This is a genomic window from Mycobacterium sp. ML4 (assembly GCF_054515735.1).
The window spans coordinates 79,051-97,183 of sequence record NZ_JBTNSY010000023.1; the positions used below are offsets into that span (position 1 = coordinate 79,051).

At 67.1% G+C, this 18,133-nt stretch carries 10 protein-coding genes and 1 pseudogene; 1 reads left to right on the forward strand and 10 read right to left on the reverse strand.

What is annotated here, in order from left to right; genetic code table 11:
• Positions 1-5: 5 nt before the first annotated feature.
• The 10 genes and pseudogenes from ACX9NE_RS23150 to argC form a co-directional block, all read right to left on the reverse strand.
• Positions 6-6,242, reverse strand: a complete 6,237-nt coding sequence (locus ACX9NE_RS23150; RefSeq protein WP_459363577.1) for an SDR family NAD(P)-dependent oxidoreductase — start codon at positions 6,240-6,242, stop codon at positions 6-8.
• A 5-nt stretch (positions 6,243-6,247) separates the two neighbouring features.
• Positions 6,248-7,309 (reverse strand): type III polyketide synthase, encoded by a 1,062-nt coding sequence (locus ACX9NE_RS23155; protein ID WP_459363578.1) that lies wholly within the window; start codon positions 7,307-7,309, stop codon positions 6,248-6,250.
• Between the two features lie 121 nt (positions 7,310-7,430).
• Entirely contained in the window at positions 7,431-8,843 is a 1,413-nt protein-coding gene (gene argH / locus ACX9NE_RS23160) for an argininosuccinate lyase (protein ID WP_459363579.1), read from the reverse strand.
• A gap of 88 nt (positions 8,844-8,931) precedes the next feature.
• Positions 8,932-10,128 (reverse strand): argininosuccinate synthase, encoded by a 1,197-nt coding sequence (locus ACX9NE_RS23165; protein ID WP_459363580.1) that lies wholly within the window; start codon positions 10,126-10,128, stop codon positions 8,932-8,934.
• Positions 10,129-10,178: 50 nt separating this feature from the next.
• Positions 10,179-10,676 (reverse strand): arginine repressor, encoded by a 498-nt coding sequence (locus tag ACX9NE_RS23170; RefSeq protein ID WP_459363594.1) that lies wholly within the window; start codon positions 10,674-10,676, stop codon positions 10,179-10,181.
• Positions 10,673-11,599, reverse strand: a complete 927-nt coding sequence (gene argF, locus ACX9NE_RS23175; RefSeq protein WP_459363581.1) for an ornithine carbamoyltransferase — start codon at positions 11,597-11,599, stop codon at positions 10,673-10,675. The genes ACX9NE_RS23170 and argF overlap by 4 nt, the downstream gene beginning before the upstream one ends.
• A complete protein-coding gene (locus tag ACX9NE_RS23180) occupies positions 11,592-12,785 on the reverse strand; it encodes an acetylornithine transaminase (protein WP_459363582.1) in 1,194 nt (397 codons plus the stop codon). The genes argF and ACX9NE_RS23180 overlap by 8 nt, the downstream gene beginning before the upstream one ends.
• The gene (gene argB, locus ACX9NE_RS23185) at positions 12,782-13,669 is read right to left on the reverse strand and encodes an acetylglutamate kinase (protein ID WP_459363583.1); all 888 of its coding nucleotides are present in this window, start codon (positions 13,667-13,669) and stop codon (positions 12,782-12,784) included. Before argB ends, ACX9NE_RS23180 begins: the two co-directional genes overlap by 4 nt.
• A complete protein-coding gene (argJ, locus tag ACX9NE_RS23190; protein WP_459363584.1) occupies positions 13,666-14,880 on the reverse strand; it encodes a bifunctional glutamate N-acetyltransferase/amino-acid acetyltransferase ArgJ in 1,215 nt (404 codons plus the stop codon). Before argJ ends, argB begins: the two co-directional genes overlap by 4 nt.
• Positions 14,877-15,936, reverse strand: a pseudogene (argC, locus tag ACX9NE_RS23195) (N-acetyl-gamma-glutamyl-phosphate reductase). The gene argJ and the pseudogene argC overlap by 4 nt, the downstream one beginning before the upstream one ends.
• Positions 15,937-16,289: 353 nt before the next feature.
• Between argC and ACX9NE_RS23200 the strand changes: the two are divergent.
• Positions 16,290-18,133: PE domain-containing protein (locus ACX9NE_RS23200; protein ID WP_459363585.1), on the forward strand; the 1,844-nt coding region annotated here is incomplete at its 3' end.

Genomic DNA, 18,133 nt, shown 5'->3' on the forward strand with positions numbered 1-18,133 from the left:
GATTCTCAGGATTCGAGTTCTTCGTCGAGAATGGCGAAGAGTTCGCTCTCACTGGCGGCGGCGAGGTCGTCATCGATGGCCAGGTCAACCAGCATGTCGTGCAGGCGGTGCGATAAGCGCGCCCTGTCTTCGGCCTGCCAATCACTTTGTCGGACAAGCTCGTTGAGCTCCCGGGCGATGCGCTCGAAGCGCGCCATCGGGTCGGCCTGTGTGGTGGCGGTGGACAGCCGAACGTCGAGGTGTTCGGCCAGCGCGCTGGGGCTGGGGTAATCGAAGATCAGCGTGGGCGAGAGGGTGAGGCCGGTGGCGGTCTTGAGCCGGTTGCGCAGCTCAACGGCCGTGAGCGAGTCGAAACCCAGCTCTTGGAAGGTGCGCTGGGCGCTGATATCGGCGGTGCCGGAGCGCCCCAGCACGGTTGCGGCGTTGCTGCACACCACGTCGAGAAGTTCACGGTGACGCCGTTCGGCGGTGAGCCCGGCAAGCCGGGCGGCCAGGCCCGTTGTCGAGACGTCCGCCGCTTCGACGGTCCTTCGAACGGGGCGGCGGACCAGCTCGCCGAGCAAGGCCGGCGCCTCTTCGCTCAGCGCGGCGGTGTCCAGGCGGGTGGCTACCGCGACGGCGGGATCGGCCACGAGCGCGGCGTCGAACACCGCCAGCGCCTGGCCGGTGGACAGCGTCGCCAAACCGACCCGGCCCATCCGGGCCTTATCGCGTTCCCCCAGATGGCGCGTCATCGCACTGGCCTGTTCCCACAGACCCCACGCCACCGAGGTAGCCGGTAATCCCTGCGCTCGGCGGTGGGCGGCCAGCCCGTCCAGGAAGCTGTTGGCCGCCGCGTAGTTCCCCTGGCCGGCGGTACCCAGAATGCCGGCCATCGACGAGAACATCACAAAGGCGGACAAATCGAGATCCCGGGTGAGTTCGTGCAGATTCCAGGCCCCGTCGACCTTGGCCCGCAACACCGTATCCAACCGCGCGGGAGTCAGCGTCGCAATCAACCCGTCGTCGAGAATGCCGGCGGCGTGAATCACCGCCTGCAGCGGGAACTGTCGCGGCATCTGCGCCAGCAACCCGGCAACGGCGTCACGATCGGCCACATCAGCGGACACCACCGTCACCCGCGTGCCGGCCGCGCGCAACTCCCCCACCAACTCCGAGATGCCCGGTGCCTGAGCACCGGAGCGGCTCACCAGCATGATGCTGGGCACCCGGTATCGAGAAACGAGGTGGCGGGCCAGCTCCGCACCGGCCATCCCGGTGCCACCGGTGATCAATGCGGTGCCGGTAGCGAGCGGGTCAATGGTGAGCACCACCTTGCCGGTGTGCCGAGCCTGGCTGACGAACCGATACGCCTGACGAACCCGCGGTACGTCAAAGGTCTTCACCGGCAGCGGTGTCAGCACCCCGGTGTGGAACAACGTCATCAGATCGGCCAGCATCTGCGCCGTGAGATCCGGCCCGGCCTCGATCAGATCGAATGCCCGATAACGGATTCCGCGTTCGGCCAACTCCCCGGGATCACGAAGATCGGTCTTGCCCATTTCGATGAAGCGTCCGCCCGGGGCCAACAGCCGCAGCGAGGCGTCGATGAACTCACCGGCCAGCGAGTTGAGCACCAGATCGACTCCGGCGCCGCCGGTGGCTGCCATGAACTTCTTCTCGAATTCCAGCGTCCGCGAGTCACCGATATGATCGTCGTCAAAACCCATGCCTCGCAGCGTGTTCCACTTGCCGCGGCTGGCGGTGGCGAAAACCTCCAAACCCCAGTGCCGGGCGAGCTGCACCGCAGCCATCCCCACCCCGCCGGTGGCCGCGTGCACCAGGACCCGCTCGCCGGCTGTGGCTGCGCCCAGCGTCGACAATCCGTACAGCGCAGTCAGAAACACCACCGGAACGCCCGCCGCCTGCGGCAGCGACCAGCCCGCCGGTGCTGCGGTCACCAATCGCCGATCGACCACCGCCTCGGGCCCCACCACACCCAACAAGCCGAGCACCACGTCGCCGACGGCGAGATCGGAAACGCCGGGCCCCACTTCGACCACGACACCGGCGCCCTCGACCCCCAACTCGCCACCGCCGGGATACATACCCAGCGCCACCAACACGTCCCGAAAATTCACGCCCACCGCGGCGACCGCCACCCGCACCTGTCCCCGCGTCAACTCCACCCGCTCAAACGGGCCCACCCCCACGTCGTCCAGCGTGCCCCTGCCGCCGGTGACCAGTCGCCACGGCGTGGTGGGCAACTCGAGTGATGACGATTGCGACGGCCTCAGCCGCGCCTTGTACGCGACCCCTTGGCGCACCAGCAATTGCGTCTCACCGCAACCGATCAGCTCGCTGACGTCCAGCGATCCGTCGGAATCGAGCAGGATCACCCGACCGGGATGCTCAGCCTGAGCCGAACGCACCAGACCCCACACCGCCGCGCCCGCCAAGTCCGAAACGTCCTGGCCGGCCAACCCGACAGCACCGTGGGTTTGCACAACCAGGACCCCACCGTCATCGCCCGCCAACCAGGACTGCAGCCGGATCAGGGCCGCGTGGGTGGCCCGATACACCGACGCGGGCGGTCCGTCTTCGGAGGACAACTGCCACAACGCGATCGAAATATCGCCCGCGCCCGATACCTCGGTGGGCGTCCACTCGATCTCGAACAAGCCCGCACTGCCACGCCCAGCCGCCGGCAGCGACTGCGTGGAGACCGGGCGGAAAGCCAAGTTAGGCACCGTCAGCACGGGTAGGCCCCACGGATCGGCCAATTCCAGAGCGACCGAATCGGTGCCCGCGCGGGCGATTCGGACGCGCAGCCGGGCGGCGTCGGCGGCATGCAGCGACACGCCCTGCCAGGAGAACGGTAGGACCGTCCCGTCCTGCTCGCCGGCCACTCCCCAGGCATGCAGCGCCGCGTCCAGCAGCGCCGGATGAATGCCCAATCCGGTGGTAGTCAGTCCGTCGGGCAGCGCGATCTCGGCGAAGATGTCTCCGCCCGACTGCCACATCGCCGACAAGCCCTGGAAAGCCGGGCCGTACTGGTAGCCGCGGGCGGCCAGTCGTTGGTAGGCGTCTGTGAGATCGACCGCCGTCGCGCCAGGGGGCGGCCATACGGACAGGTCCGCCTGCGGGGCGGTTGCGTGCGTCCCCAAGGCGCCCGTGGCGTGCAGCACCCACTCCGAGTCCGGACCGCGGGAATAGACCGCGAGCGCCCGATCGCCCGCGCCATCGGCGGCGCCCACCACCACCTGCACGCGCACCGCACCCTCGTCGGGCAACGGCAGCGGCGTCGACAGGGTCAACTCCTTCACCACCGGGCAATCGACCTCGTCACCGGCCCGCAAGGCCAACTCCACGAATCCCGCCCCGGGAAACAACACGGTGCCAGACACGGCGTGATCGGCCAACCACGGCTGAACCGATGGCGACAGTAGACCGGTCAACACCACCTCTCCGGAATCGGGCCGTTCGACGACCGCGCCCAGCAGTTCGTGCGCAGCGCCCACCAAACCGGCGCGGCGTACTTCGCGATCACCCGACTCGGTCAGCCAGAAGCGGCGCCGCAGGAAGCCGTAGGTGGGCAACTGAACTCGCCGCTCGCCCTCGAACACCGGCGACCAGTCCACCACCACGCCCGCCACCTGAGCCTGCGCCGCCGACTGCCAGAAGCGTTGCAGCCCTCCGTCGTTGCGACCCAGTGACGGGATTATCACCGGTTGCTCCGCGACCAGCGTCTCCTCAATGCCGGCGATCAACACCGGGTGCGCACTCGATTCGATGAAGACCTGGTGGCCGGCGTCGGATGCAGCGCGCACCGCGCGTTCGAATTGAACCGTCTGCCTGATGCTTTGGTACCAGTAGTCGGCGTTCAACGCGGCGGTGTCCAGCACCGCGCCGGTCACCGTCGAATAGAACGCCACCGCTGACGAGCGGGGTGCGATGTCCGTGAGGGCCGCGGAGAGGTCGGCGCGGATGGTGTCGACGTGCACGGAGTGCGAAGCGTAGTCCACATCGATCCGGCGGGCCCGAATGCTCTGCGCGTCGCATCGCCTCAGCAGTTCCGTGACAGCGTCCACTTCACCGGATACGACGATCGATGAAACTCCGTTGATCGCTGCGATATTCAGTCGGCCGGCCCAGGATTCGAGCAGCTGCTCGGCTTGGGCCGCAGGGAGGGCCAGCGAGGCCATGCCGCCAGCGCCGGACAGTTGCACCAGCAGCCGGCTGCGCAGCGCCACCACCTTGGCGGCATCCTCCAACGACAGTGCACCGGCCACGCAGGCGGCCGCGATTTCACCCTGCGAGTGGCCGATCACCGCGTCCGGTGTGACACCCAGGGACCGCCATAATTCGGCCAGCGACACCATGATCGCCCACAGCGCCGGTTGCACCACATCCACCCGGTCCAGGCCGGGCGCGCCCGGCGACGAACGGATGACGTCGATCAACGACCAGTCCACGTATTCGCGCAGCGCCTTATCGCAGCGCTGCAGGTGATCGGCGAACACCGTTGAACTGTCCAGCAACTCAAGTCCCATACCGGGCCACTGCGCGCCCTGGCCGGGAAACACGAACACCGTCTTGCCCACCGGTCGGGCTCGTCCAACCACCACGCCGGGGGCGGCTTTGCCGTCGGCCAGGTGCGTGAGTCCGCTGATGAACTCCGTGGCATCGGCACCGACCACCACTGCGCGGTGGTCGAACAGCGACCGGGTGCTGACCAGTGACCAGCCCACGTCGAGCGGACGCGCTGCGGTGGCGTCGACGTGTGCCAGCAGGCGCCGCGCTTGATTGGCAAGAGCCTCCGCAGAACGCGCCGACAACACCCAGGGCACCATGCGGTCGTTAGGCTCCTGGACGTCGTCGTCGGCGGATGGGGCCTGTTCCAGGATCACGTGCGCGTTGGTCCCACTGATCCCGAACGACGACACCGCCGCTCGACGGGGTCGCCCGTGCTCCGGCCAGGACCGCTGTTCGGTCAACAACGACACCGCGCCCGCCGACCAATCCACATGCGGGGTAGGCACATCGACATGCAGAGTCCGGGGCAGCACCGCATGCTGCATCGCCAACGTCATCTTCATGACGCCCGCGACTCCCGCCGCCGCCGACGTATGACCCATATTCGACTTGATCGACCCCAACCACAGGGGCTCGTCGCGATCCTGGCCGTAGGTCGCCAAAATGGCTTGCGCCTCAATGGGATCACCGAGAGTGGTACCCGTTCCGTGGCCTTCGACGACGTCCACGTCCGCCGCGGCAAGACGAGCGCTGGCCAGGGCGGCGCGAATGACCCGCTGTTGGGACGGACCGTTCGGCGTAGCCAGGCCGTTGGAGGCGCCGTCCTGATTGACCGCCGAACCTCGCACCACGGCCAGCACCGGATGCCCCAACCGCCGCGCGTCGGACAACCGCTCCACCACGAGAGCACCGGCCCCCTCGGAGAAGGCGGTCCCATCGGCCGCACCGGCGTAAGCCTTGCACCGACCGTCGGCCGAAAGTGCCCGCTGCCGACTGAATTCGATGAACATGGCCGGGGTGGCCATCACCGTTACGCCGCCGACCAGCGCCAGATCGCACTCCCCCGACCGCAACGACTGCACTGCCAGGTGTAGCGCCACCAGTGACGACGAACACGCCGTATCCACCGACACCGCCGGACCTTCCAGCCCCAGCACGTACGCCACCCGACCGGAGGCCACGCTCAGGGTCGACCCACGCAGCCCGTAGCGCTCCAGCTCGCCGGGAACCCGACCCTGACCGCCATAGGATCCGTGGAATATCCCGGCGAATACACCGGTCGACGAACCGCGCAGGGCCATCGGGTCAATTCCGCTGCGTTCAAACGCTTCCCATGACACCTCGAGCAACAGCCGCTGCTGGGGATCCATCGCCAGCACCTCGCTGGGCGCGATTCCGAAGAACTGCGCGTCGAAGCCAGCGACGTCAGTCAGGAAACCGCCGGAGCGGGTGTAGGACTTGCCGACGGCGTCCGGATCGGCATCGAATAGTTCAGCCAGATCCCAGCCCCGGTCCGTCGGGAACTCGGTGACCACGTCGCGGCCGGCTGCCACCATCTCCCAGAGCTTCTCGGGCGAGTCGATGTCACCGGGATATCGGCAGGCCATGCCCACCAATGCAACTGGCTCGGTGGCCCGGGCAAGGAAGTCGCGGTTCTCGCGCTTGAGCCGCTCGTTGTCCTTCAGCGATCTCCGAAGGGCGGAAATGAGCTCGTCTTGAGTGCTCACGGCATTCAGTGCCAGCGCAACAGGACCAGCTCGGAGCAGAAACCGGGACCCATGGCGATCATCAGTCCGGGGCTGTCACTGGGCGGTGGCTTGGCGAGGGTGTCACGCAGCACGTGCAGCACCGACGCCGAAGACAGGTTGCCGATCTCGCCCAGTGAACGCCAGGTGAGCTCCAGCGCTTCCGGCGGCAGGTCGAGGGTCTCGGTGATCGCGTTGATGACCTTGGGTCCGCCGGGATGGGTCACCCAAGCACCGATGTCGGTGATGGTCAGGCCGTGCTCGGCCAGAAAGGCGGTGACGTCGGTGCGCAGATACTGTTCGACCACGGCCGCCACATCTTTGGAGAGAACTAGCTCGAAACCGGCCGCGCCGACATCGAATCCCATGGTGCGCAGGGAATCCGGATAGAGATGGCTGCGCGAGTCCAGGACGCTCGGCCCCTCGGCGCCCACCTCTGCGGCGCGACGGTCCCCCACGGCGATCACCGCGGCAGCCCCGTCAGCAAACAAGGCGCTGCCCACCAGACCGGCCACCGTCGGCTTGTAGCCCGGGAAGGTGAGGGAACACAGCTCGACCGACACCAGGGCCGCGATGCCGTCGGGGGCACCCCGCAGGTAGTCGTGCAACCGGGCCACCCCGGCGGCCCCTGCCACGCAGCCCAGTCCGAACAGCGGTAGCCGCCGCACGTCGGCACGTAGCCCGACCCGCCCGGCGATCCGGGCGTCCAGCGACGGCACCGCAAGGCCGGTGACGGTGGTGGTGATGAGCAGGTCGAGATCGTCGGGGCGCAGTCCGGCCTCGTCGAGTGCACCCATCAGGGCCTCGACGCCCAAATCGACGGCCTTGTCGATGAAGATGCTGTTCGCCTCGCCGAAGTCGTGCAGTCGCGGGTATTGCTCCAACGGAAGCACGAGGTGGCGGCTGTTGACCTTTCCGCTGGTATGCAGCTGCCGGACGATGTCCTCATAGTCCTCGAAGTCGGGGATGCTGACGAACATGTCGGTGAGTTCCCGCTGCGAATAGCGATAGGGCGGCAGGGCCCCGAAGACACCTGCGATGACGCTCATTGGTCCCACCCCTTTGACACGAACATCAATGCCGCATCGTTCACTCGAAAGTTCAACCGAATCCACTAGAGCTGGAAGTTTAGTCGCGCCTCACCAGCCCGGCAAAAGGACAGCGTGCCGCTCAGCGCCGCAGCTGCTGTCGCAGCCGGCCCGCGGCTTCGGTCACCGCGAGCAGCTGCTGGGCAACCCGGCTCGGCGCGGTGCCGCCGCGGGCATCGCGGGACGACACCGATCCCTCGATGGTCAGCACGTCACGCACGCTGGGTGTCAGCTCGGGACTGATCGCGGCCAGCTCGTCGTCGGTCAGCTCCGGTAGCCCGACGCCGCGCTGCTCGGCGGCTTTTACGGCGGCGCCGGCCGCCTCGTGCGCGGACCGGAACGCAACACCCTGCTTAACCAGCCATTCGGCGATATCCGTGGCCAGGGTGTAGCCGGCCGGCGCCAGAGCGGCCATCCGGTCGACATGAAAGGTCAGGCTGCCCACCAGCCCGGCCATCGCCGGCAGCAGCAGCTCCAGCTGGGCCACCGAGTCGAACACCGGCTCCTTGTCTTCCTGCAGGTCACGGTTGTACCCGAGCGGCTGGGCTTTCAGCGTCGCCAGCAGCCCGGCCAGGTTGCCGATCAGCCGCCCGGACTTTCCGCGGGCCAGCTCCGCGATGTCCGGGTTCTTCTTTTGCGGCATGATCGAGCTGCCGGTGGACCACGAGTCGTGCAGCGTGACGTAGCCGAATTCCGTCGAACTCCAGATGATGATGTCCTCAGCGAGCCGCGACAGGTCGACCCCGATCATGGCGAGCACGAACGCCGCTTCGGCGGCGAAATCCCGGGCCGCGGTGGCGTCCACGGAATTGTCCGCAGCGTCCGAAAAGCCCAGTTCAGCGGCGATCGCGTCGGGATCCAGGCCCAGCGACGAGCCAGCCAGGGCACCGGAGCCATACGGAGAGATGGCGGCGCGCTTGTCGAAGTCGACGAGGCGGTCCACGTCGCGCAGCAGCGGATGAGCGTGGGCCAGCAGGTGGTGTGCCAGCAGGATCGGCTGGGCGGACTGCAGGTGGGTCTTGCCCGGCATGATGGCCGTCGGGTGGGTGGCAGCCTGTTCGGCCAGCGCCGCGACCACCTCTAGCACCCCGTCGGCGACCCGACGGACCGCGTCGCGCAGCCACATCCGGAATAGGGTCGCGACCTGGTCATTGCGGGATCGCCCCGCCCGCAGCCGGCCGCCCAGATCGGGCCCCACCCGGTCGATCAGGCCGCGTTCCAGGGCGGCGTGCACGTCCTCGTCGGTGACCAGGGGGGCGAAGCTGCCGTCAGCCACGTCCTGCGCGAGGCTGTCCAACCCGGCCAGCAGGCCGTCGCGCTGTTCGTCGGTGAGCAGGCCGGCCCGGAAGAGCACCACGGTGTGCGCGCGCGATGCGGTGATGTCGTAGGGCGCCAGCACCCAGTCGAAATGGGTGGACTTGCTCAGCGCAATGAGCGCGTCGGACGGACCGCCGGCGAACCGACCTCCCCACAGCGACCCCTGATTAGTGCTCATGCCGGTCACCTATCTCCCGCGACCAGACGCAAACTTGCACTCTGACGGGCGAAAGTGTGCGAGTTTCTGTCTGCTCGCGGTAGGAAGGTCACCGCATGTCCCGGCGAGCGGACAGCTTCGACGACAGGCCATGCACGTAGACGAAGCCCTTGGCCATCGACTGGTCGAAGGTGTCGCCCTCGTCGTAGGTGGCGAGGTTGAAGTCGTAGAGCGATGCGGCGCTGCGGCGGCCGTTGACTGCGATGTGGCCGCCGTGCAGGACCAGGCGAATCTCTCCGGTGACGTGCTCCTGGGTCTTGGCGACGAAGCTTTCCAATGCGACCTTCAGCGGCGAGTACCACAGCCCGTCGTACACCAGCTCCGCCCAGCGCTGGTCGGTCTGGCGCTTGAACCGGCCCAGTTCGCGTTCCAGGGTGACGTGTTCGAGCTCGGTGTGGGCGGTGATGAGCACCATCGCGCCGGGCGCCTCGTAAATTTCGCGGCTTTTGATGCCGACCAGGCGGTCCTCGACGACGTCGAGGCGCCCGACGCCCTGCGCGCCGGCCCGGCGGTTGAGTTCCTCGATGGCCTGCAGCACGGTGACCCGCTTGCCGTCGATGGTGACCGGCGTGCCCTGTTCGTAGCCGATGATCACTTCGTCGGGGGTGTTCCAGTTGACCGTGGGGTCTTCGGTGTAGGAGTAGACGTCCTTGGTGGGCGCGTTCCAGAGGTGTTCGAGGAACCCGGTTTCGACGGCACGGCCCCACACGTTCTGGTCGATGGAGAACGGCGACCGCTTGGTGACGTTGATCGGGATGGCATTCTCTTCGGCGAACGCGATCGCCTTCTCGCGGGTCCACGCGTAGTCACGCACCGGTGCGAGCACCTCGAGATCCGGTGCCAGCGAAGCGAATCCGACTTCAAACCGAACCTGGTCGTTGCCTTTACCGGTGCAGCCGTGCGCGACGATGCTGCCGCCGTGTTCGCGCGCGGCGGCCACCAGATGCTTGGCGATCAGCGGGCGGCTGATCGCCGACACCAGCGGGTAGCGGTCCATGTACAAGGCGTTGTTGAAGATGGTGGGCAGGCAGTAGCCCTCGGCGAACTCATCGCGGGCATCGACGACGACGGCCTCCACGGCCCCGCAGTCCAGGGCCCGCTGGCGCACCACTTCCATGTCCTCGCCGCCCTGGCCAAGGTCGATGGCCACCGCGACGACCTCACGGCCGGTCTCCTTGCCTATCCAGCTGATCGCCACCGAGGTGTCCAGGCCGCCGGAGTACGCGAGGATGACGCGCTCTGACATGAAAAGTTCTCCTTTAGCTTGTGCAAAGTCTGCAGCAGTTTATTTGAGGTCTACTTGAGTTCTTCCAGCGCTGAGGCAAGTTCCGCTCCGGTCATCGGTTCGCGGGCCACGACGAATACGGTGTCGTCACCGGCGATGGTGCCAACGACGTACGGTAGGGCCGCGCGGTCGATCGCGCTGGCCAGATACTGTGCGCCGCCGGGTGGGGTGCGCAAGACGGCGAGATTCCCACTGGCATCGGTGGACACCAGCAGCTCACCGAGCAGCCGGGACAGCCGTCCGGTACCACCGGCGACGCCACGCACCGGGCTGCCGTCTTCGGGAACGACGTAGACGCCGACTCCGCCGTCCGCGCCGCGCAGTTTGACCGCGCCCAGATCCTCCAGATCCCGCGACAGGGTCGCCTGGGTGACCTCGATGCCTTCGCCGGCCAGCCGGGCGGCCAGTTCGCTCTGGCTGCGCACCTCGGCAGTGGACAGGATCGCGACGATACGGGCCTGCCGGCCGGCGCGATTGGCGCTGACCTCCGGTGCCGCCTTGGCCGTCATCGCGACCGCTCCAACAGCCACACCAATAGCGCCTTCTGCGCATGCAGGCGGTTTTCGGCCTCGTCCCATACCGCGCTGGCCGGGCCGTCGATCACCTCATCGGTGATCTCGTCATCGCGATGCGCCGGAAGACAGTGCAGCACAAGAGCATCGGGGTTGGCCAGGCCGAGTAGCCGGTTATTTACCTGGAAGGGCCGGAACGGTTTGACACGGTCCAGGCCGTCGTCCTCCTGGCCCATCGACACCCAGGTGTCGGTGACCAGGACGTCGGCGCCGGCCGCGCCCGCGTCGGCGTCGGCGGTCACCGTCACCGTGCCCCCGGTCTCATCGCCACGAGTGCGGGCCGCCGCCACCACCGCGGGATCGGGCTTAAAGCCTTCCGGCGCAGCAATAGTGACGTGCATGCCGGCAGTAACCCCGCCCAGCATCAACGAGTGAGCCATGTTGTTGGCGCCGTCGCCCAGGTATGTCATCTTCAGTCCCCGGAGTGCGCCTCTGCGTTCGGCGATGGTCTGCAGATCGGCCAGGACCTGGCAGGGATGGAACTCATCGGACAGCGCGTTGACGACGGGAACCGACGCGGTGGAGGCCATGGCCTGCAGCCGCTCCTGCCCGAATGTGCGCCAGACGATGGCCTCGACGAAGCGGGACAACACGCGCGCGGTGTCCTCCAAGGTTTCGTCGCGCCCGAGTTGGGTGTTGCGTCCGTCGACCACCACGGCGTGCCCGCCGAGCTGGGCGATACCCATCTCGAAGGAGAACCTGGTGCGGGTGGAGTTCTTGTCGAAGATGACCGCGACTCCGCGCGGACCCTCCAGGGGACGCCTGCTGAACGGGTCTTTCTTGAGCATCGCGGCGAGTTCGAGAACCTCGGCCTGTTCCTGCGGCGTGAGGTCGTCGTCGCGTAGAAAGTGCCTAACCATCTGCGGCTCCGGCGGTGTCAAGGATTGCGGGGAGGGCGGCGACGAAGCCGTCCAGCTCGGACTCGCTGATGATCAGCGGCGGAGCCAACCGAATCACGTTGGGCGCGGCCGCATTGACCAGGTAACCGGCGTTGCGAGCCGCCGCTTCGGCGTCCTTGGCGGCTGGCGCGGTCAGCACGATGCCCTGCAGGAGACCTCTGCCCCGCACGTGGTCGACCAGTGGATGACCCAGCGATTCGATACCCTGGCGCAGCGCTTTGCCTTTGGTTTCCGCACCGCGCACCAGATCCTCGTCGGCCAGGGTCTTGAGCACAGCCAGGGCCGCGGCGGTGCACACCGGATTGCCGCCGAATGTGCTGCCGTGCAGGCCCGGGGTCAGTAGGTCCGCGGCCGCACCGATTGCGATGCACGCCCCGATCGGCAGTCCCCCGCCCAGGCCCTTGGCGAGGGTGATCACGTCCGGGGTAATGCCGTCGTGTTGGTGGGCGTAAAAGGCTCCGGTACGCCCAATTCCGGTCTGAACCTCGTCGAGTACCAGAAGCACTTGGTGGCGGGCGGTGATTTCCCGGGCCGCCGCCAGATATCCCTCGGGCGGCATGACCACACCGCTCTCCCCCATGATCGGCTCGAGAAATACTGCGGCCGTGTCGTCGCCGACTGCCGAGGCCAACGCGCCGGTGTCACCGTACGGGACATGGGTGACGTAACCGGGCAGCGGTTCGAACGGCGCCTGCTTACTCGGTTGTCCGGTGAGCGCCAGCGAGCCCATCGTCCTGCCGTGGAAGGCTTCTTGTGCGGCAACGATTCTCGTACGCCGGGTCAGACGGGTGAGCTTGAACGCCACCTCGTTGGCTTCGGTACCGGAGTTGCAGAAGAACACTCGCGCTTGGGTTTCCGCGCCCAGCAGGGCGACCAGCTCCTCGGCCAGGGCAATTCCCGGCTCGGTGGCGTAGAGGTTGGAGGTGTGGCCCAGAGTCGACAGCTGCCGGGTGACTGCATCGATGATGGCCGGATGCCGGTGACCGAGAACGTTGACCGCGATACCGCCGAGCAGGTCGACGTAGGTCTTGCCGTCGACGTCGGTGACGACGGCTCCCTCACCGCTGGCCAGCGCCATGGCCGGGGTGCCGTAGTTGTTCATCATCACCGACTGCCAGCGTTGCTGCACCGCTTCCGTTGCGGTCATTTCGATACCACTTTCGTACCGGTGCCCGCGTCAGTGAACAGCTCGACCAGGACGCAGTGTTCTACTCGCCCGTCGATGACGTGCGCGCTGGGCACGCCCGCGGTGACCGCGCGCAGGCACGCCTCGACTTTGGGAATCATGCCCGCCTCCAACCTGGGGAGCAGTTGCGCCAGTGTGGCCGTATCGATTTCGCTGACCAACGACGTGCGGTCCGGCCAGCCCGTATACAAACCCTCGACATCGGTGAGCATCAACAGCTTTTCGGCGCCCAGCGCTTCGGCCAGTGCCGCCGCTGCGGTATCTGCGTTGATGTTGTGCACCACCCCCTCGGCATCCGGCGCCAGTGTTGATACCACTGGAATCCGTTTGGCGGCAATGAGATCCAGTACTGCTGCGGTATTGACCAGTTCCACGTCCCCGACCAGGCCGATGTCGGTGTCCACGCCGTCGACGGTGACGCTGCGCCGCACCGCGGTGAACAGTTGCGCGTCCTCGCCGGTGATCCCGACGGCGTACGGGCCATGCACGTTAATGAGGTTGACCAATTCGCGGCCCACCTGACCGAACAACACCATCCGCGCCACGTCGAGCACTTCCGGTGTGGTGACCCGGAATCCGCCTTTGAAATCGCCCTCGATGCCGAGTCGGCGCAGCATTGCGGTGATCTGCGGCCCCCCGCCGTGCACCACTACCGGATGCACCCCGCAGTTGCGCAGAAACGCCATATCGGCGGCGAAGGCCCGGCGCAGTGACTCGTCGGTCATCGCGTTCCCGCCGTATTTGATCACGACGATCTTGCCGTTCAGCTGCTTGAGCCAGGGCAGTGCTTCGGCCAGTACCTGCGCCTTGACTTGAGTGGGCAATTCGTCGATGTTCACGGTCATGAGCTGTAGGCCGAGTTCTCTTCGACGTATGCGTGTGACAAGTCGGTGGTGCGGATGTCGGCGTGACCGTCACCGATCGCGAGGTCGACCACAATGTGGATGTCGGCTCCCGACAGGTCCACCTGGCGGGCCCCGGGAGCGCCGGTGCCCTCCCGGTACACCACAGAATCGTTGAACGACACGGTGATCCGGTCGGGTTCTAAGGCAACAGGAGCCATCCCGACGGCTGCCACTACCCGGCCCCAATTAGGGTCGGAGCCGAACAACGCCGTCTTGACCAAATTGTCGCGCGCAATCACCCGCGCGGCGGCCAGCGCGTCGTCCTCGCCGGCCGCCCCCGTCACCGTCACGGTGACGCGTTTGGTGACTCCCTCGGCGTCGGCCTGCAACTGGGCGCACAGATCGTCACAGACCCGCAGCACCGCGTCGTCGAGGTCGGCTTGGGTCGGCGTGATTTCGCTGGCACCCGAGGCCAGCAGCAAGACGGTGTCGTTGGTGGAGCAACTGCCGTCGACGTCGAGTCTGTCGAAGGTATAGGCAGTGGCCCGCCGCAACGCCCGATCGAGCGCGGCGGCATCGGCGACGGCATCGGTGGTGATCACACACAGCATGGTGGCCAACGACGGCGCCAACATGCCGGCGCCCTTGGCCATACCACCGACCGTCCACTTGTCCCGGTGATGCAGTGCAACCTGTTTGGGCACGGTATCGGTGGTCATGATCGCATGAGCGGCATCGTCACCACCGGTGAGCCCGCCGTGCATCTCATGCACGATGTCACGCACTCCGGCTAGCACCTTGTCCATGGGCAGCCGATCGCCGATCAGACCGGTGGAGCAGACAGCAACCTCGATGGCACCTGTTTCGGTTCCCCAGTCCGACAACGCAGTTGCGACGGTTTCCGCTGTCGCGTGGGTGTCCTGAAAGCCGCCCGGCCCGGTACACGCGTTTGCCCCGCCGGAGTTGAGAATGACCGCGCGTAGCCGTCCGGTGGTCAGCACCTGCTGGGTCCAAAGTACCGGCGCGGCCTTGACCTTGTTGCGGGTGAACACTCCGGCCGCGGCGTAGTCGGGCCCCTCGTTGAACACCAGTGCCAGGTCGAGGGCACCGGAGGCCTTGATGCCGGCCGGGATGCCGGCCGCCCGGAAACCGGCCGGTGCGGTGACGCCCTGTGCCCGCAACAACCTGGTCTCATCGGCAAGCTCGGTCACGGTGCCACTCCGACGACCGAAAGGCCCTCGGTCTCGGGCCAGTCCAGTGCCAGATTCATCGACTGCACCGCGGCACCCGCAGTTCCCTTGACCAGGTTGTCGATTGCGGCGATGGCCACGAATGTGGCGGCTTCCTCGTCGACGGCGATAGCGACGTGTGCGGCGTTGCTGCCGAGCACTGAGGCGGTACGGGGTAACTGACCCTCTGGCATCAGGTAGATGAAAGGCTCACCTTCGTAAGCTTTTTCGTATGCTGCCCGCAGCTGCGAAACCGGTGCGCGGGTCGGCGCGGTGCAGGTGGCCAGAATCCCGCGAGACGTCGGGATCAGCACCGGAGTGAATGACACGGTGACCTTCCGGTCGGTGACCGCCTGCAGTCCCTGCGCAATCTCGGGCGTGTGCCGATGAGCACCGCCGATGTTGTATGCCCGCGCCGACCCGATCACCTCCGAACCCAGCAGATCCGTCTTCGCCCCCCGGCCCGCACCGGAGGTGCCGCTGACCGCGACGACCGTGACGGCTGGCTCCACCAGGCCTTCGGCCACCGCAGGCAGCAAGGCAAGCAGAGCCGCTGTCGGATAGCAGCCGGGCACAGCGATGCGGCGCGCACCTCGTATGCCGTCCCTGCCGCCGGGCAATTCGGGCAACCCGTAAGGCCAATCGCCCGCATGTGGGGATCCGTAGAAGCGTTCCCAGGCCGTCGCGTCGCGGAGCCGGAAGTCCGCCCCGCAGTCGATGATGAGAGTTTCGGAGGCGAGCCGGTCGGCCAGGGCGGCCGAATGTCCGTGGGGCAGCGCGAGAAACACCACGTCGTGGCCGGCCAGCATGTCGAGGTCGGTGCGCTCCACGACGCGTGATGCCAGCGGAACCAAGTGGGGGTGATGCTCACCCAGAGTGCTGCCCGCACTCGAGGCCGCCGTGACGGCACCTATCGTCAGGCGGCCGTCGTGGTAGGCCGGGTGTCCGAGCAGCAGCCGGAGGATTTCGCCCCCCGCGTACCCGCTGGCCCCGGCAACCGCCACACGCTTGGTGTCGACCATTCGGCCGATTCTGCATGATTATGCATATGTTCGCAAATTAATTCTCATCGTGGTTGTGCCACGACCTTCGCCTACGTCAAGGGCGCGGCGGCGGCGCTGTCAACGCGACTCGCCGATATACCCCTTCCCAATTTCCCGGGCCGCTGCTATACACGAAGGAGCAGTTGCTCTCTGACACAGCTGATTTCGGGCAAAGGGTAGGACCGCAAGGTCGATTACAAACCCTAAGACTGCGCCCGGAAATTCTTAGAGATAACGGGTTTAACCTCGCCTCCGTACGGGGATCTATTGCCCACGTGTTGCCCCTATGACGATCGGGCGTCGTTGGGTCGCGGCTTGTTCCATTTGGGGTCATCTGGGGAGATGGACATGTCCTTTGTCATTGCTGTGCCCGAATTCGTCGAAGCGGCGGCCGAGCAGCTTGCCGGTATTCGATCGTCGTTGATCGAGGTCGGTTCTGCCGCCGCGGGAGCCACGACTGAACTTGTACCCGCGGCCGCGGACGAGGTGTCGGCCGCGATCGCCCGGTTGTTCGGCACCTTGGGTGCTGACTACCAGGCCGTCAGCGCACAAGCGACGGCCTATCACCAAGAGTTCGTCGCTCTGATGACACAGGGGGCGACGGCATATGCCGCCGCCGAAGCGGTCAACGGGTCAGCCCTGCTGAGCCTCGACGGCTTCTTGTCGGCGCTGCAGAAGGGCTTCGCCAACCTCGCCACCCAGGTGAACGGTGCCTTGAGCACCGCCATCGGCATTCCAGGCCTGGGCGCGCAGATCGGCGGGTCAGGTTCGCTCATGGGCAGCCTGGACGCCGGCGCGGCGCTACGGGCACTGACCGCCCTGCCCAACCTCGGCGCCGGACTGGCTCTTCAGACCGGCGGGGCACTCACCTCGGGTCTGGGAGTCGGGTTAACTCAGACCGGCCAGGCCGTCGCCAACGCCGGCCTGGCCCTGCAAGGCGCCGGCGCGGCGCTCTCAGGAAGCGGTGCTGCTTTGTTCGGGCCCGCCAACGCGGCGCTCGAAGCGTTCTTGACCAGTGGGCTCGGCGCCAACCTCGGCGCTTCATTGACGGGCAACCTGAATGCAAACTTCTCCGGGCTGACCGAGCTGGCCCAGACCGGCGGGATGCTGGTCGGAAACTTCGTCGGCACCGTCTCCGGATTGGCCACCAATTTCAGCGCCACCCTCCCCGCGCTCAGCGCCCAACTCAGCGGCGCCCTCAACGCCGCCGTCAGCGGCGGGCTGCCGGCCGTCCAGGCGGGCCTCAACGGAATCATCACCGCGGGCCAGAACCTGGCGGGCAGCTTCACCGCCACCCTCCCGGCCGTGGCGGCGCAGTTCAACGCCGCCCTCAACACCGCCCTCAGCGGAGGCCTGCCGGCGGTGCAGGCGTTGGTCAACGCAAGCCAGAACTTCGCCGCCGGTTTCAGCGCCGCGCTGCCCGCACTGGCGGGACAACTCAACGGTGCCCTGTCCGGGGCTTTCGGCACTGGTCTGGGCAACCTCAATGCGGCGTTGAACGCGGCGCTCAGCGGCGGTCTACCCACCCTGCAGGCCGGCCTGAGCGGCCTGATCAACGCTGGCCAGAACCTGGCCGCGAACTTCAGCGCAACTTTGCCTGGCCTGTCCGCGGCCCTCAACGGAGCCCTCACGGGCACCTTCGCAGCCAGCCTCCAGGGCCTCAATGCCGCACTGAACGGCACATTGAGCCTGCCGGCGCTGTCGGCGGCGTTGGCGGGTCTGGTCCAAACCGGGGCCACACTGGCAGGAAACTTCCCTGCTCTGGCTGCCCAACTCGCCGGCAGTTTCGGCACCGGCCTGGCCACCTTGAACACGGCTCTCAACGCCGCATTCAGCGCTGCCCTCAGCGGAGCGCCGGCATTCCAGGGCGCACTGAACGCAGTGCTGAACGCGGGCCAGAACCTGGCCGCCAGCTTCAGTGCAGCATTCCCCGCCTTGTCGGCATCCCTGTCCGCGGCGTTGTCCGGAAACCTCGGCGTCAGCCTGGCCGGTCTATCCGGGGCCCTCAGCGGCGCCTTCACCGGCGGCCTCAACGGCCTGTCAGCCGCACTGAACGCCGCCTTCGGAGGTGGACTGCCGGCACTGTCCGCCGCACTCAACGGGGCGCTGCTGACCGGGTCCAACCTGGCGGCCCAGCTCACCGGCGGCTTCGGCACCGGACTTGCCAGCCTCAACGCAGCCCTCAATAACAC

Excerpts from the sequence above, each read along its gene's own strand:
- ACX9NE_RS23170 (WP_459363594.1), bottom strand. The coding sequence starts at position 10,676 with ATGACGGCCAAGGCGGCACCGGAGGTCAGCGCCAATCGCGCCGGCCGG.
- ACX9NE_RS23155 (WP_459363578.1), bottom strand. The coding sequence starts at position 7,309 with ATGAGCGTCATCGCAGGTGTCTTCGGGGCCCTGCCGCCCTATCGCTAT.
- ACX9NE_RS23180 (WP_459363582.1), bottom strand. The coding sequence starts at position 12,785 with ATGACCGCAACGGAAGCGGTGCAGCAACGCTGGCAGTCGGTGATGATG.
- ACX9NE_RS23165 (WP_459363580.1), bottom strand. The coding sequence starts at position 10,128 with ATGTCAGAGCGCGTCATCCTCGCGTACTCCGGCGGCCTGGACACCTCG.
- argF (WP_459363581.1), bottom strand. The coding sequence starts at position 11,599 with ATGGTTAGGCACTTTCTACGCGACGACGACCTCACGCCGCAGGAACAG.
- argH (WP_459363579.1), bottom strand. The coding sequence starts at position 8,843 with ATGAGCACTAATCAGGGGTCGCTGTGGGGAGGTCGGTTCGCCGGCGGT.
- argB (WP_459363583.1), bottom strand. The coding sequence starts at position 13,669 with ATGACCGTGAACATCGACGAATTGCCCACTCAAGTCAAGGCGCAGGTA.